Here is a 13,761-nt window from a genome sequence, read left to right as displayed (position 1 = left end):
CCTACAAGTCGGCCTGGACCCACGAAGCCGCTGTCGAGGAGCTGCGCGCGCAACGCGGACGACAGTTTGACCCCCAGGTCATCGACGCTTTCCTCTCCAACTTCAGTGAACGCGCAAAACTTGAGAAGGTCACTCAATCATCTCCTGATGACCATTCGAACTCCTCAGGTCGATAGAGCAAACACATTTTGAGCCGTAAGTTCGTAGCCGCCTTCCGAGCGGTTTTTTATTGCTGTCAGGGGGTGGGCCACTTGAATGACACTCACTTGAAAGTTTGTCGGCTCCCGCTTAGAGATATTAAAGCCCTGCGTCTCTCCCCGGACAGAAATGACGGGCCCAAACAGAATTCCCCAGGCCCGAATCAGGACATCAAACCTTTTTGCTTGACGTGCAGCAGCTATGTCGAGCGTAGGCTGAACGGATGACAGGGAAGAAGAGTCATATTCTGGTGTCAAATGACGATGGCATTTTCTCGCCGGGAATCAAGGCGCTGGGCCTCGCCATGAGTGAATTCGCCGACGTGACCGTGGTGGCGCCCGACGTGGAGCAGTCCGCCGTGGGCCACGGCATCACCATCCGTCGCCCCCTTCGGTTCAAACACACGGCGTCAGCGGGCTTTGGTGACATTCCCGCATACCGGGTGGACGGCACGCCTGCCGACTGCGTGGTGCTGGGTGTGCACTTGCTGGGCCGCCCCCAGCTGGTGGTCAGCGGTATCAACCTCGGCCCCAATCTGGGCGACGACCTGACGCATTCGGGCACCGTGGCGGCGGCCATTGAGGCGCTGTCGCTGGGGCTGCCCGCCATCGCCTTCAGCCAGCAGAGCGGGCCGGACGGCGAGTACGACTTCAGCGCTGGGGCGGCTTACGCGGCCCGGCTGGCGCGACAGGTGCTGGAACACGGCCTGCCGCCACGCACCCTTCTAAACGTCAACTTTCCCAGCCGCTCGGCCAAGGGGGTGCGCGTGACCGCCGTGGGCCACCACCGCTGGGAGGACAGCGTGGTTACCCGTCAGGACCCCGAGGGTCGTGACTATCACTGGGTGGCCGGGGTCAGTCGCGCTGAGGACGCCCACGATGAGACTACCGATTATGGCGCGGTCCAGCGTGGCTTGATCAGTGTGACCCCGGTTCGGCTGGATCTGACCGCGCGTGACCTGATGGAACAGGTGGGCAGCTATCTGCCGGAGGTTTAGAGGAACTGGACCTCAAGGTGTGCGATGCGAAAGCAGCAGCTCATCCTGGGGTCGCGCTGCTCCACAGCCCATGGGCAACCCCCCTCGTATAAGGGATCTACTTTGCTTACCGCCCGCGCAGTTTGGTTCTTGTTGCCAACCACAACGGGCGGCTTCTCCTGCCTGATGACGTCGGTGCTGTCAGGTTGCTACGGTACTCACCTGCCTCCTCGTGCACCGTATAGGGGAGAGGCATTGTTTTCCGACGTAGGGACTGCGTCTGCCCAGAAGCATCCGCTGCAGGTCCATTCCCAGGTGGACTCAGACCTCTGCAATGACTTCAAAACTCCAGGCTTTCGCGCCGTCTGGGACGCAGAGGTCCGGCCCTGTCCCGCTCCAGCGGCTCGCCACCAGATACAGTCCTGGCTGATCGGGGCTGCCCTGCAACTCAGCCCCCAGGAAGCCGGGATGGGCAGTCAGGCTGCGCAGGAAATCATGCAGGAGCGACTCGGCACCCGTTCCCCTCGCCTCGGTGTAATGCACCCGCTTTGCCGGCTTATCGTTCATGACTCTCCCCTCAGTACAGGCTCAGCGGATCGCGCGGATCCCAGCGCAGGTAGGTGCCAAAATGCAGGTGCGGCCCGGTGCTGCGGCCCGTGCTGCCCACGCGGCCAATTGGCTGTCCCTGTTTGACCAGTTCGCCCTTCTTGATCAGGTTGGCGCTCAGATGCGCGTAGCGGGTAATCCAGCCGTCCGGGTGTTCGATGACCACGGTCCAACCCCAGCCGCGCTGGAAGTCGGGCCTCGATTCCAGCACGCGTCCACTGCGGGCCGCTCGGACAATTGTGCCCAGCGGAGCCACGATATCCACCCCGTAGTGCATCTCGTCCGTTCCTTCCAGCGTGCGCTCGCCAAACCCGCTGCTGATGTACTGATATCCGCTCAGCGGCCACAGCCAGTTGCCCGCGCGGCCCGAAGTGCTGGCCCGGCGCACGGTGGCGGTGGGGGTGCGGGATGAGGACCGCGCCGAACTGGCCGACATCGGTCGGGCTGGAATCCTGACCACCGCGCCCACCTGAAGGGGTTTGCCCCCTGCATACTTGGGATTGGCCTGCAGTAGCCCCGCCAGCGAGACGCTGTAACGCTTGGCGATCACGCTCAGGTTGTCGCCTGAGCGTACCCGGTACTGGGTGGCCGCGCCAGGGCGGGCCGGAAGGGTCAGCACCCAACCGGCCTGCACACCCGTTTTGCCTCGCAAAATCGGGTTGGCGGCCTGCACCTGTGCGACGCTCAGGCCAGCCCGGGCCGCGATCTGGCTCAGCGTGTCGCCGGGTTTGATCCGGTATGAGGTGGCGGCTCCCGCCCAGCCGGTCAGTGTCAGGCCGCAGAGGACGGCGCACAGGACGTTCTTCACGTCCCAGAGCATACCTGCTGGAACCACGATTCGGTGAGACCGCAACGCTACCCTGGTCGCCATGATCGCCTCTCGCCCCGAGTATGCCCCCCCGCCCGGCCATATCCGGCTGCGGCTGACTGTGGCGTGGGACGGTGCAGCCTACGCCGGCTGGCAGTTCCAGCCCAACGCGCCCAGTGTGCAGGCATCCCTGCATGCGGCCTTCGTACACCTGACGTCGGATGCCTTTCGGCCGGTCGCCGCCGGACGCACCGACGCCGGGGTCCATGCCGAGGCCATGCCGGTGCATGTGGACGTTGGGTCCAATTTTGGTTTGCCCCTGCCACGGCTGGCGCGGGCGTTGAATGCCCACCTATCCCCCTCGCTGGCCGTGCTCGGGGTGGAAAAGGCCGCACCAGGCTTCCACGCTCGCTTTTCCTGCACCGAGCGGCGCTACGTGTACCGCCTGCTGTGTGCCCCGCAGCGCCACCCGCTGTGGGAAGGTCGCACGCTGCATGTACCAGGCAGACTGGACGCTGCCGCGATGAATGCGGCCGCCGCCTGCCTGATCGGCACCCACGACTTCGCCGCCTTCGCCACCCAGGAGGACCGCCAGACCGTGCGGGAGTTGCGTGCCCTGAGCGTTGTGCCCGGTAACCTTGTCTGGGAAATTCATGTTGCGGGCGAGAGCTTCCTGCGCCACATGGTGCGCGGTCTGGTGGGCACGCTGCTGCTCGTCGGTTCCGGTAAGCTGGAGGCGGAAGCGGTGACGGAGATCCTGGCCTCCCGGCAGCGGGCACAGGCTGGCGCGAACGTTCCCGCCCAGGGCCTGTATTTCAGTGGGGCCAGTTACGGCGAGGAGGGGAGGTGTTGATGCCAGCGTCGCCCGACCATCAGTCCCGTCCTGCCAGAACCACGTAGCGTTCTTCCTGATAGGCCCGGCCCCGTGCCCCGACGTGCGCGTCCCAGTCTTCCCGGTTGGCGGTCTCGCCCATGAATTCGCAGCGGGTCTGCCAGTCGTCCCACGACGGGCTCCATGCCCGGACAGATACGCGCCACTCACTCAGCACAGCCCAACCCACCGCCGCCAGCCGCTCGGGCACACGCGGGACGTCCAGACGTGGCCCCACATACAGAAAACGGGCGTCTGGCGCGGACACGACATTCAGGTGGTCAATCACCGAGGTTGGCCCCCGGCGCGAAACGATCAGGTCAAAGGGGCCAAGTAGCTCTGAGGGTATTTCGCCCTTGCCATCCCACAGGGAGAATTCAGCATGTGGGGCATTGGCACGGGCCAGGTCCAGCAATTCCGGCAGCCAGTCGTAAGCTGCCCAGCGGGCACACTGGCCGCCAAAGCGCAGGGCGTCGGGACCATGACCGCAGCCTGCTTCCAGCACATGGGTCTCCGGCTGCAGCCGTTCGGCCAGCAGCGCGTCAAAGGTCAGCTCCGGGTCCGGGCCGTCGAGGACACGGGCCCACGGATGACAGTAACCGCCCAGCTCGTGGGCCAGACGGGCATACCACGCCCGTGAATGGGGCCGGTCAGCCACCCAGTCTCCTTGTCGGGAGCGCGCAAGATGGTGATGGTAGACGAGGGTAACAAAGAGGGGCGGAAACGGGCTCCCTCACGTCTGCTCCCCGGCGTCCTTAATCCTCTTCCTCGCTCCCTTCGTTGCCCAGGATGGCGCGGTACTCCTCGATATGGCCGGTCAGCTGTCCCTCGCCGAGTTCGCGGGCAATTTTCTCAATGGCCAGCCGCACGACCTCGCTCTTGCTGATCAGGCGCTCGGGACTGGACAGCTCATAGGCCGTGCGCGTCAGCAGAGCGTCCTGCTCGTCGCTGATGACCACCTGCAAGCGTTTGCGTTCCTTCTTGGGCATGCCTCTCCTGGTGCGGGCCGCGTGGGGATAACCGTGGAAACAGGTCAGATGGAAAGAAAGGCGGCGGACCGTGGGCCGAGCGTAGCATGGGGGTGCACTCACCTCAACATGTTGCTCACTGGATGATCGACGATCCGCGCCCTTAACGGCTGATCATAAGGGAGAGTAGACGTACAGTGAGCAACATGTGTAACATGCACCTGTGGACGCTGGTGTGGTGAATTTCTCCCTGCGCGTCTAGACTGTCCTGGTCTGTTCCGAACTGGCCGCTTCTACCCACTTTCAAGAGGATTGAATCCTATGCAATTAACCCCACTTCACATCAAGGGTGGCCGCGCACTCAGCGGCGAAATTACCGTCCAACACAGCAAGAATGCTGCCCTGCCGGTGATTGTCGCCACCCTGCTGAGCCGTGAGCCAGTGACATTGCACGGCATTCCGCGCCTCAGTGACGTCTACACCATCCTGGATCTGATGGCGCACCTGGGCACGCAGCACAAGTGGGTGGGCGACAACAGCCTTGAACTGTACACCCCCGAAATTCTGAACACCGACGCGCCCTATGCCCTGGTGAGCAAGATGCGCGCCAGCTTTATCGTGATGGGCGCGATCCTGGCCCGCGCCGGGCAGGCCACCGTCAGCATGCCGGGAGGCTGCGCCTGGGGTCCGCGGCCAGTGGACCAGCACGTCAAGGCCTTCCGTGCGCTGGGCGTGACCCTGACCGAGGACGGCGGCAATTTCGATGCGTGGCGCGAGGGCAGCCTGAACGGGCATTTCGTCTTTGAGCTGCTGACCGTGGGCGGCACCCACAACGCCATCCTGGCCTCCGTGCTGGGCGACGGTGTCGTGGTGCTGGACAACGCGAGCATCGACACCGATGTGGTGGATATGGTGGAGTTCCTGAACTCGCTGGGCGCGGACATCACAGGTGCGGGAACCAACACCATCACGGTGCGGGGCGTGCCTGAACTGCGCGGAGGATCCTATACGGTGATCCCGGACCGCATTGAGGCCGGGACGTTCATGATGCTGGCCGCCGCCACCCGCTGCAAGCTGAAGGTCAAGAATGTGCGCCCCGATCACCTGCGCGCGGTGACTGCCAAATTGCAGGAGATGGGCGTGCAGATCACCGAGGACGGCACCACCCTGATCGTCGACGCCACCGGTACAGAGCTGAAGGCGGTCAACGTGACCACCCAGAGCTACCCCGGTTTCCCCACGGATCTGCAGCCGCAGATGAGCGCCCTGCTCGCCACTGTCCCCGGCACCAGCGTCGTGCAGGACCCGGTCTACCCCGACCGGTTGACCCACGTCGCCGAGTTGCACCGCATGGGAGCGAACATTACCGTCAGCGGCTACACCCAGGTCATTCAGGGTGCAAAGCTTCACGCCGCCCCGGTCAAGGCTGCCGACCTGCGCGCTGGAGCGGCGCTGTTCATCGCCGGCCTGACCACAGAGGGCGAGACGGTCATTGACGGCGTGCAGTACCTGAACCGGGGGTACGAGCGTCTGGCCGAACGCCTGCGCGGTATCGGGGCCAATGTGCAGCAGCACGATCTGGCCCTGGCGATGGACTGAGACGCCTATTCAGTAACGCGCCCGCCTCGGTTTGAGAGCGGGCGCGTTCTGAGAGGACTGCGGCCTTGTGCTTCCCCGAGACATCGTTCCAGGGAGTCCGAAAGATTGCCGAGAAGCAAGGTTCTTCCAGAATCAGGCCTGCGCCCCACCCGGCATGATGGTGCTGGGAACCACACCCAGCCGGCGCAGCGCCTCGCTCCAACGGTCCGCCGCCGGAACGGTCCACAGCAGATCCGGCGTGTCCTGTTCCACCCAGACCCAGGCACCTGCCCGCGCTTCCTCGGCCAGTTGTCCGGCGCTCCAGCCGGCGTAGCCCAGCACCAGCATGTAGGGCTGAGCGCTTTCCATCACGGCGCGCAGCACGTCCAGACTGCTGGACACGTTCAGGCCCTTCACCAGCTGGATCTCGCCGTCCAGTTCCAGCGCCTCCGGATACAGGCACCAGCCCAGCGTGGGATCCACCGGGCCGCCCAGCCACGCCGGCACATCCTGGCCTTCGGCCTCGGCCATCAGCTCTGAGACGGGTTGCGGCGTCGGCGCGTTGACGATCAGGCCCATGGCGCCGTTCGCGTCATGTTCCAGCAGCAGAATGACGGTGCCGCCGAAGACCTCGCCGTGCAGGTGAGGACTGGCAACCAGAAAAGTCAGGGGCCCACTCATCGCTGCACAGAATAGCGGGCAGCAGGCTTCAACGCACATCATAAAAAGACCCCCGCCGAAGCAGGGGTCTCCAAGTTATGCAGTAGAGGCTTTATGCGCTGGCGCCCGAACCGCGCCGCGCCGGACGGCGCTTGGTGGGCGGGGCGGCCGCCTCGCCAGCCCGAGGGGTTTCCAGGGCTTTCAGGCCGCCTACCAGAGCGACGTCCAGAACCTGGTCCACCGTCTCGGCAGGGTGGAAACGCATGCTGGAGCGCAGGTGAACCGGGATATCGCGCAGGTCCGGCTCGTTGGCCTTGGGCATGATGATGTGCTTGATGCCCGCGCGGCGCGCGCCCAGCACTTTTTCCTTCAGGCCACCGATGGGCAGGTACCGCCCGGTCAGGGTCATTTCGCCCGTCATGGCCACGTCGTGGCGGGCGGGGATGCCAGTCAGGGCGCTGATCAGGCTGGTGACCATCGCGCCGCCTGCGCTGGGACCTTCCTTGGGAATCGCTCCGGCGGGCACGTGAACGTGAATCTCACTGTCGTCAATGCGGGCGCGGTCGATGTGGAAGCGTTCGGCGTTGCTCTTGATATAGGTCAGTGCGGCGCGGGCCGACTCCTTCATGACGTCTCCGAGCTGTCCGGTTAACACCAGCCCCTTGCCGGGCATGATCGAGGTTTCCACGAACAGGATGTCGCCGCCGACGGGGGTGTAGAACATCCCGGTAGAGACGCCCACCATGTCCTCGCGGTTCTCTGTCTCCGGGGTATGACGGGCCTGACCCAGGTAACGCTCCAGTTCCTTGTCCGTCACCTTGACGCGCTTGACCTCACCGGTGGCGATGCGGCGGGCCACCTTGCGGGCCACTGTGCCGATCTCGCGCTCCAGATTACGGACTCCGGCCTCGCGGGTGTAGTGGCTGATCAGCCTTTCCAGCGCAGCGTCGGTAAAGGAGATCTGATTGGGCTTCAGGCCGTTCTGCGTCAGCTGACGCGGCATCAGGTACCGTTTGGCGATTTCCAGCTTCTCCTGCTCAATGTAGCTGGAGAAGTCGATCACTTCCATGCGGTCCATCAGCGCGGCGGGAATCTGCTCGGGATAGTTGGCGGTGGCGATGAACATCACTTCGCTGAGGTCGAAAGCCACGCCCAAGTAGTGATCGGTGAAGTTCTGGTTCTGCGCGGGGTCCAGTACTTCGAGCAGCGCCGCACTGGGATCGCCCTGATAGGAGCTGCCCAGCTTGTCCACCTCGTCGAGCAGGATCACCGGGTTCTTGGTGCCGGCCGTGCGGATGCCCTGGATCAAACGGCCTGGCATCGCGCCGATGTAGGTGCGGCGGTGACCGCGAATGTCGGACTCGTCGCGTGCGCCGCCCAGGGCGATCCGCACGTATTTACGCCCCAGCGCCTTGGCGATGCTCTGCGCGATGCTGGTCTTACCCACGCCGGGAGGGCCGGTGAAGACCAGGATCGGTCCCTTGTTCACGTCCTCTGCGCTCAGCTCACCGCGTTCGGCGCGCTCCTTGCGGAGGCGGCGCACGGCCAGGAATTCCAGCACGCGGTCCTTGACCTTTTCCAGACCGTAGTGGTCCTCGTCCAGCACCTGCGCGGCTTCCTCGACGTCCAGGCGGTCCTCGCTGCGCTCGTTCCACGGCAGCTCAGTGACCCAGGTCAGGTAGGTCCGGATGACCGAGGCCTCGGCGGCGTCGGGGTGCATGCGGGCCAGGCGGTTGACCTCGCGGTCAATTTCCTTCTTCACGTCGGGCTTGAGGTCCAGCGCGTCGATCTTGGCGCGGAACACCTCGGCCTCATCGCCTTCCTCGCCGTCCTCACCACCCTGCAGTTCCTTCTGGATGACCTTCATCTGCTCGCGCAGATAGTACTCGCGCTGGTTCTTGTCGATCTCTTCCTTGACCTGGGCGCGAATCTTGGCCTGCACGGCCTGCACTTCCTGCTCGGTATCCAACAACGTCAGCAGCGTGCGGATGCGGTCGGTCAGGCGCACGGCTTCCAGCAGCGCCTGCTTGTCTTCCAGCTTGAAATCCAGGTTGAAGGCGATGTGGTCAGCCATCTCGCCCACGTCGTCCTTGCCGTTGATGGTCTGCACGCTCTCGCTGCTGATCTTGCCGTTGCCTGCGATGACCTCGAAGCGCTCGCGCAGCTCTCGGCTCAGCGCCTGCAACTCCACCTGATCGTCAGCGGGGACGGGGAGTTCCGTGATGCTGGCGCGCAGGTGGTCGCCCTCGGTGTACTTGCCCACCTTGACGCGGGCCACGGCGCTGACCAGCATCTGCACGGTGCCGTCGGGGTTCTTGCGGACGCGCAGCACATTGCAAGCGGTGCCCACGTCGTAGAGATCCGCGCCCTTGGGATCATCTACATCCTTGTCCTTCTGGGACACGATCAGGATGACCTTCTCGGCGTTCATGGCCGCCTCGATGGCATTGATGGAGATGGAGCGGCTGGCGTCAATGTGCTGCACCATCGTCGGGTAGATCACGCTGCCGCGAACCGGGCAGACGGGGACGATTTTGGGAAGATTTAGATTCTCGGTGGGCATGGCGGAACTCCTTTGGCCCTTGCAGGTCAGTCGAGAGAGGAGGTTTCCGGTGGCTTTGATACTGATGATTCTGCCAGGAAACTTGAGTGCAACTATATCAAGTTTAGGAAATCAAGGCAAGTGGTTTCTGAAGCTGTGGCGAGTGGCCGGCGGCGTCTGTGTGACCCTTCAAGCGTACTCCCGGTGTGATGACATCAACCTCACGTGAGCTGACGGGAACTTAACCCGGACGGGGGTCGGCTTACGTCGGAGCCCGCTAAGGCCTCCGAGTCTAGGGTGGGGAGACTGGACGTGTCCGTCGCATGTCTCGCCGTCTGGCGCGTAACCTGTGGCATGGTCCAGGTTCGTTTCGTGATTCCTGAATTGCCGCCGCAGACGCCCGAGGGCACCCTTTTCCTGACTGGAACACACCGGAACTGGAGGGATGATCCGGCGGGCTGGACCTTCGAGCGTATGGGCGGTGAAGCTGTGCTGGACGCCCATTTGCCCGAGGGAGCATTGCTGGAGGTCAAGGTCCGGTTGCTTCATGACGGACAGGTTACCGAGGAGGGTGACGTCTGGGGAGGCCGTGCCCCCGCCCATAAGGCCGTGGTGAGCGGCGACATAGAGATTCGCCTCCACCTGGGGGGCTGGCAGGACTCTGGGCAGGGCAGGAGTCGGCCCTCCGCCTCTGCGCCGCCGCGAGAGGAGTGGGAACTGGCGGCTCCCTGGGGACCACAGGTGGTCCGGCTGTGGTGGCCTGCTTCGCCCACGGGGCAACCGTTGCCCCTGTTGATCCTGCACGACGGCCAGAACGTCTTCGACGAGGCCGTGACCTTCGCGGGACAGAGCTGGAACGTCGCCCGAGCGGCCCAGATCCTTGCCGATGAAAACCGTCCGTGCCTGATCGCTGCCCTGAGCGTGAACCACGAACGAAGCCGCCGATACGTGCCCTTTCCCTTTGAACTCAACGGCTTCCAGCCTGGCGCAGACGAGTACCTGGACTGGATTGCAGGGACGCTGAAACCGGCCTTGAGAGAACGCTTTGGTGCGGTGGACGCGCCCCACACTGCCCTGGCCGGGTCGTCGTTCGGCGGCCTGATCACGCTGTACGGTGGCCTACGTGCTCCGCTCGAGTTCGGCACGTTGGGGGTGTTCAGTCCGGCGATCTTCCCCGCCGATTTCGAGCTGTTGCGCTGGATGGAAGGGCGCACGGCCCCCCGAAGTCGCGTCTGGCTCGACATGGGTGACCGCGAGGCCGATTCCTTGCAGGGCGCGGCGGAGATGGTGGCCCTGACCCATGACCTGGCCGCTCGCCTGCGCCCAAAAGTGCGGGAAGTTCAGGTTACCATCGGGGAAAACCACTGGCACGACGAGGCGGCGTGGGCAGCGCGTTTTCCGGCGTTCCTGCGTTGGTGGCTGGAAGGCCTGTCTGTCCAGGCCTCCCGGTAACGCCAGTTCGGCCGGTTACTGAGACGCCAGACCCTCGATGGCGTCCGAGATGCCCTGATCGCCCGCCACAACCTCGAAAGTCTTGCCCACAGTGGACGGTTCGCCCAGGCAGGCCAGTACCAGAGCCGCCACATCGTCACGCGGAATGCTGCCGCTGGGCATGTGGGTGTCCACCGTGACCATGCCGCTGCCGGGCTGGTCCGACAGCCCGCCAGGTCGAACAATGGTCCAGTCCAGCTCGCTGCCCTGCACGTGGCTGTCCGCCTCGGCCTTGACCCTGAGAACCTGTTGCAGGAAGGGCGGCATCTGCTCCGGGCGGTCCACGCCCATGCTGCTGACCACCACGAAGCGTTTGGGTCCACGCTCTGCCAGCACGTCGGTCACGTGCTTAAGCGCCTCACCGTCAATGGCTCTGAAGTCGCCGCCCGCACCACCACCTGCGGCCCACACCACCGCTTCCGCACCGCCCAGCACACTCTGCCAGTCGCCTTCCAGATCACCCATCACGGGTTCTGCGCCGTACAGAGACATCATGTCGGCCTGTTCCTCGCGGCGCACCAGGGCCATCACTTCATGTCCTGCTTTGGTGGCTTGCGCCACCACCCGGCGGCCCACACCGCCCGCCGCACCGATCACTGCGATCTTCATGACCCAAGGCTAAAGCGGGGTGGGCAAAAGTAAAGGGTCTGCCTCCTTACGCTGGGCGTATCCTGCCCTCATGAGCGACGCCGCCCGCCCCGAGCCTACCGGCTCCGTACCGCTCCGCGATTCCACGCGGCCCACCGCCGCGGCCAAGCCTGCTCCAGCCGAGCCAGCACCGCCTCAGGTGGACCCCAGGGTCTACCGCGCTGTTGTGGCCCTGACCTACCTGCCGGTTATGTTCAGCGGCGCCCACCTGGAGGTGCACGGGCGCGAGCATGTGCCGCCCCCCGGGACACCGTTGGTCATCGCGGCCAACCACCGGGCCAACATCGACCCGTTTATGGTGGCCCGCGCCCTACCGCCGGGGCGCTTCGTGCAGTTCATGGCGAAAAAGGAACTGTTCGTGCCGGTCATCGGCTGGATCATCAGCACGGGCGGCAGCTTTCCGGTGGACCGCTCCGGGAACGATCTGGGGGCCGTCCGCATGGCGGTCCGGATTCTGAAGAAGGGCGGCACGGTGGGCATCTTTCCGCAGGGCACGCGCGGCGGCCCGGCCTTGCAAGGCGGCGTGGCCCTCATTGCCGCCAAGGCGCGCGCCCCGATTCTGCCCGCGGGCATCTGCCGCGAGGGCAGGCGCTGGATCGTGCGTTTCGGTGCGCCCATCGAGGCCCAGGGGGGCATCAAGCAGGTAACGGCAGAACTGGGCGAGCGCTTGCGGGAACTGGCACAACCTGTGGGTGAGCGGGTCTAGAGGGGCGTTACCAGGGCCTGCTGACGGGCCTGTGCCCGCAGGACATGCTTCAGGACCTTGCCGCTGGCGGTTTTCGGCAGTTCGGCCACCAGCTGCACCTGCTGGGGCAGGGCGTGTTCCGGCAGGTGCGGCGTGCAGAAGCTGCGCAACTCGTCGCCGCGCACGCCCGCTCCAGGGTGCAGGGTCACGAAGGCGACGGCACAGCTCCCGTCCGCGTGGTCTTGTCCGGCCACCACCACCGCCTCACGCACGCTGGGGTGTCGGTACAGTACGGCCTCAATCTGCGCACTCGATACGCTGTGGCCGTCAATGGTCAGCAGATCGCCTGCCCGGTCCAGAATGTCCACCCGCCCGTCGGGGTGAACCACCGCGAGGTCTCCGGTGTGCAGCCAGCCGCCCTCCAGTGCCCGCCGTGTGGCGGCGCGGTTCTTGTAGTAGCCCTTCATGACCTGATTGCCCCGGATGACGATCTCCCCGGGCGTGAACCCGTCGGCTGGAACGGCCTGCCCATCCTCGGCCACCACGCGCACCTGACCGCCGAACATCATCGGGTGTCCCTGGCGCGAAAGAACACGGGTGTCGGCGTCCGCCGCCTCAAGCTCGGTCACCGTCATCACCGCGTTCGTCTCGGTCAGGCCGTAACCGTGCAGCACCTCGAAGCCCTGGGCGCGCAGGTGGCCCAGCAGCTGCGGTGGCGGGAGCGTTCCAGCCACCAGCAGCCGCACCGGGTGCGGCAGGGTCAGCGGTGCGGCGGAATCTGAGAGCGGGGTCAGGATGGCGGGCGAGGCGAACAGATGCGTGATGCCGCGCGTGAGGAGTGCCCCGCGAAGCTCGTGCGTCTCATGGCCACCCAGCATCACGTGGGTGCCCCCTGCCGCCGTCACCGCCCACGCGCTGCCCCACCCGTTGCCGTGCGCCAGCGGCAGGGCGTGCAGATACACGCTGCCGGGGCGCAAATTCAGGTGGTACAGCAGGTTGCTGAGGTTGATATATGCGTTGCGGTGCGTCACCATCACGCCTTTCGGATCGCTGGTGGTGCCGCTGGTGTAATTGATGCTGATGGGAGAGTCCTCGTCCAGCGTGTCGGGCAGTTCGAGCGGGGCGGGGGAGACCGCACCCAGCCTCGCGTCCAGATCGGAGGCTGTACCAATTTCAGTGATCGGAACTCCGAGTTGCTCCAGCCGCCCGCCCACACGCGCTAAACAGGCGGTGTCCACCAGCGCAACGACCGGATCAGCGTGGCCGGCCAGAAAACCCAGGGCCTCGTCGCTGAAGGCGGGATTGAGGGGTACGATCACGCCCCCGGCCAGCGGCACAGCGTGAAAGGCCAGCAGCGCGTCCGGCGTGTTGGGCGAGATCAGCAGGACGTGTGCCCCACGAGTCAGCCCGCTGGCTTTCAGCAACGTCAGGAAACGGGCGGTCCGTCCGGCCAAGTCGGCGTAGCCCAGTGTCAGATCGCCCGCCTTGATCGCTGGACGACTGTGGTGGATGTGCAGGGCGCGCAGAACGGGTTCAAGCGGGGTAAGCGGAGTTTTCACGGCGGAGCCTCTGGCGGCAGGAGGGAATGGGGTGCTGACCAGTCTGAGGATGACAGCCATGCAGATGTCGATATTGGTCTAGACAGATAACCTTTGAAATGTTCTGGGCCGATGGAATGTCTAGATCAATCAGGGCTCCCGAATCGGATTCGCCCCCCATAATCGTTTCAC

Annotated in this window: 13 protein-coding genes; 5 read left to right on the top strand and 8 right to left on the bottom strand. The window is 64.9% G+C overall.

Annotated elements, in window-relative coordinates:
- Positions 1–421 precede the first annotated feature (421 nt).
- Positions 422–1,195, top strand: coding sequence for a 5'/3'-nucleotidase SurE (surE, locus tag HNQ08_RS09160; protein ID WP_184130242.1), 774 nt, complete (start codon positions 422–424; stop codon positions 1,193–1,195).
- Between the two features lie 300 nt (positions 1,196–1,495).
- On the opposite strand, the gene HNQ08_RS09155 is transcribed toward surE, so the two are convergent.
- Both HNQ08_RS09155 and HNQ08_RS09150 read right to left on the bottom strand, forming a co-directional pair.
- Complete coding sequence (locus HNQ08_RS09155) at positions 1,496–1,741, bottom strand: antibiotic biosynthesis monooxygenase family protein (protein ID WP_184130240.1); 246 nt, start codon at positions 1,739–1,741, stop codon at positions 1,496–1,498.
- 10 nt (positions 1,742–1,751) lie between these two features.
- Positions 1,752–2,588, bottom strand: a complete 837-nt coding sequence (locus HNQ08_RS09150) for a peptidoglycan DD-metalloendopeptidase family protein (protein ID WP_229790035.1) — start codon at positions 2,586–2,588, stop codon at positions 1,752–1,754.
- A 61-nt stretch (positions 2,589–2,649) separates the two neighbouring features.
- Between HNQ08_RS09150 and truA the strand changes: the two genes are divergently transcribed.
- The gene (gene truA / locus HNQ08_RS09145) at positions 2,650–3,441 is read left to right on the top strand and encodes a tRNA pseudouridine(38-40) synthase TruA (protein ID WP_184130234.1); all 792 of its coding nucleotides are present in this window, start codon (positions 2,650–2,652) and stop codon (positions 3,439–3,441) included.
- 19 nt (positions 3,442–3,460) lie between these two features.
- Here the strand turns inward: truA and HNQ08_RS09140 are convergent, their stop codons facing one another.
- The gene (locus HNQ08_RS09140; RefSeq protein WP_184130231.1) at positions 3,461–4,117 is read right to left on the bottom strand and encodes a class I SAM-dependent methyltransferase; all 657 of its coding nucleotides are present in this window, start codon (positions 4,115–4,117) and stop codon (positions 3,461–3,463) included.
- A gap of 97 nt (positions 4,118–4,214) precedes the next feature.
- Positions 4,215–4,448 carry a transcriptional regulator gene (locus tag HNQ08_RS09135; RefSeq protein WP_184130227.1) on the bottom strand — a complete coding sequence of 78 codons (234 nt, stop codon included), beginning with the start codon at positions 4,446–4,448 and terminating at the stop codon, positions 4,215–4,217.
- A 300-nt stretch (positions 4,449–4,748) separates the two neighbouring features.
- Between HNQ08_RS09135 and murA the strand changes: the two genes are divergently transcribed.
- Positions 4,749–6,026: a UDP-N-acetylglucosamine 1-carboxyvinyltransferase gene (murA, locus tag HNQ08_RS09130; RefSeq protein ID WP_184130224.1), complete on the top strand. Its 1,278-nt coding sequence runs from the start codon at positions 4,749–4,751 to the stop codon at positions 6,024–6,026.
- A 132-nt stretch (positions 6,027–6,158) separates the two neighbouring features.
- Here the strand turns inward: murA and HNQ08_RS09125 are convergent, their stop codons facing one another.
- Entirely contained in the window at positions 6,159–6,686 is a 528-nt protein-coding gene (locus HNQ08_RS09125; protein ID WP_184130221.1) for a YqgE/AlgH family protein, read from the bottom strand.
- Positions 6,687–6,777: 91 nt separating this feature from the next.
- Entirely contained in the window at positions 6,778–9,228 is a 2,451-nt protein-coding gene (gene lon, locus HNQ08_RS09120; RefSeq protein ID WP_184130219.1) for an endopeptidase La, read from the bottom strand.
- Between the two features lie 333 nt (positions 9,229–9,561).
- Between lon and HNQ08_RS09115 the strand changes: the two genes are divergently transcribed.
- On the top strand, positions 9,562–10,659 hold the full coding sequence (locus tag HNQ08_RS09115) for an alpha/beta hydrolase (protein WP_184130217.1): 1,098 nt from the start codon (positions 9,562–9,564) through the stop codon (positions 10,657–10,659).
- A gap of 15 nt (positions 10,660–10,674) precedes the next feature.
- Here HNQ08_RS09115 and HNQ08_RS09110 read toward each other — a convergent pair whose 3' ends face one another.
- The gene (locus HNQ08_RS09110; RefSeq protein ID WP_184130215.1) at positions 10,675–11,307 is read right to left on the bottom strand and encodes an SDR family oxidoreductase; all 633 of its coding nucleotides are present in this window, start codon (positions 11,305–11,307) and stop codon (positions 10,675–10,677) included.
- 70 nt (positions 11,308–11,377) lie between these two features.
- Between HNQ08_RS09110 and HNQ08_RS09105 the strand changes: the two genes are divergently transcribed.
- On the top strand, positions 11,378–12,052 hold the full coding sequence (locus tag HNQ08_RS09105; protein WP_184130213.1) for a lysophospholipid acyltransferase family protein: 675 nt from the start codon (positions 11,378–11,380) through the stop codon (positions 12,050–12,052).
- Here HNQ08_RS09105 and HNQ08_RS09100 read toward each other — a convergent pair.
- A complete protein-coding gene (locus tag HNQ08_RS09100; RefSeq protein WP_184130211.1) occupies positions 12,049–13,590 on the bottom strand; it encodes an AMP-binding protein in 1,542 nt (513 codons plus the stop codon). The two genes, HNQ08_RS09105 and HNQ08_RS09100, sit on opposite strands and share 4 nt — an antisense overlap.
- Positions 13,591–13,761: the final 171 nt, after the last annotated feature.

Source organism: Deinococcus humi, assembly GCF_014201875.1.
GTDB classification, from domain to species: domain Bacteria; phylum Deinococcota; class Deinococci; order Deinococcales; family Deinococcaceae; genus Deinococcus; species Deinococcus humi.
This window is presented reverse-complemented; position numbering and strand designations above follow the sequence as displayed.

What these genes read in the sequence shown, in the direction of transcription:
- HNQ08_RS09105 (WP_184130213.1), top strand. Translation starts at nt 11,378, where the DNA reads ATGAGCGACGCCGCCCGCCCCGAGCCTACCGGCTCCGTACCGCTCCGC.
- HNQ08_RS09110 (WP_184130215.1), bottom strand. Translation starts at nt 11,307, where the DNA reads ATGAAGATCGCAGTGATCGGTGCGGCGGGCGGTGTGGGCCGCCGGGTG.
- HNQ08_RS09135 (WP_184130227.1), bottom strand. Translation starts at nt 4,448, where the DNA reads ATGCCCAAGAAGGAACGCAAACGCTTGCAGGTGGTCATCAGCGACGAG.
- surE (WP_184130242.1), top strand. Translation starts at nt 422, where the DNA reads ATGACAGGGAAGAAGAGTCATATTCTGGTGTCAAATGACGATGGCATT.
- HNQ08_RS09155 (WP_184130240.1), bottom strand. Translation starts at nt 1,741, where the DNA reads ATGAACGATAAGCCGGCAAAGCGGGTGCATTACACCGAGGCGAGGGGA.
- HNQ08_RS09125 (WP_184130221.1), bottom strand. Translation starts at nt 6,686, where the DNA reads ATGAGTGGGCCCCTGACTTTTCTGGTTGCCAGTCCTCACCTGCACGGC.
- truA (WP_184130234.1), top strand. Translation starts at nt 2,650, where the DNA reads ATGATCGCCTCTCGCCCCGAGTATGCCCCCCCGCCCGGCCATATCCGG.
- HNQ08_RS09115 (WP_184130217.1), top strand. Translation starts at nt 9,562, where the DNA reads ATGGTCCAGGTTCGTTTCGTGATTCCTGAATTGCCGCCGCAGACGCCC.
- murA (WP_184130224.1), top strand. Translation starts at nt 4,749, where the DNA reads ATGCAATTAACCCCACTTCACATCAAGGGTGGCCGCGCACTCAGCGGC.
- lon (WP_184130219.1), bottom strand. Translation starts at nt 9,228, where the DNA reads ATGCCCACCGAGAATCTAAATCTTCCCAAAATCGTCCCCGTCTGCCCG.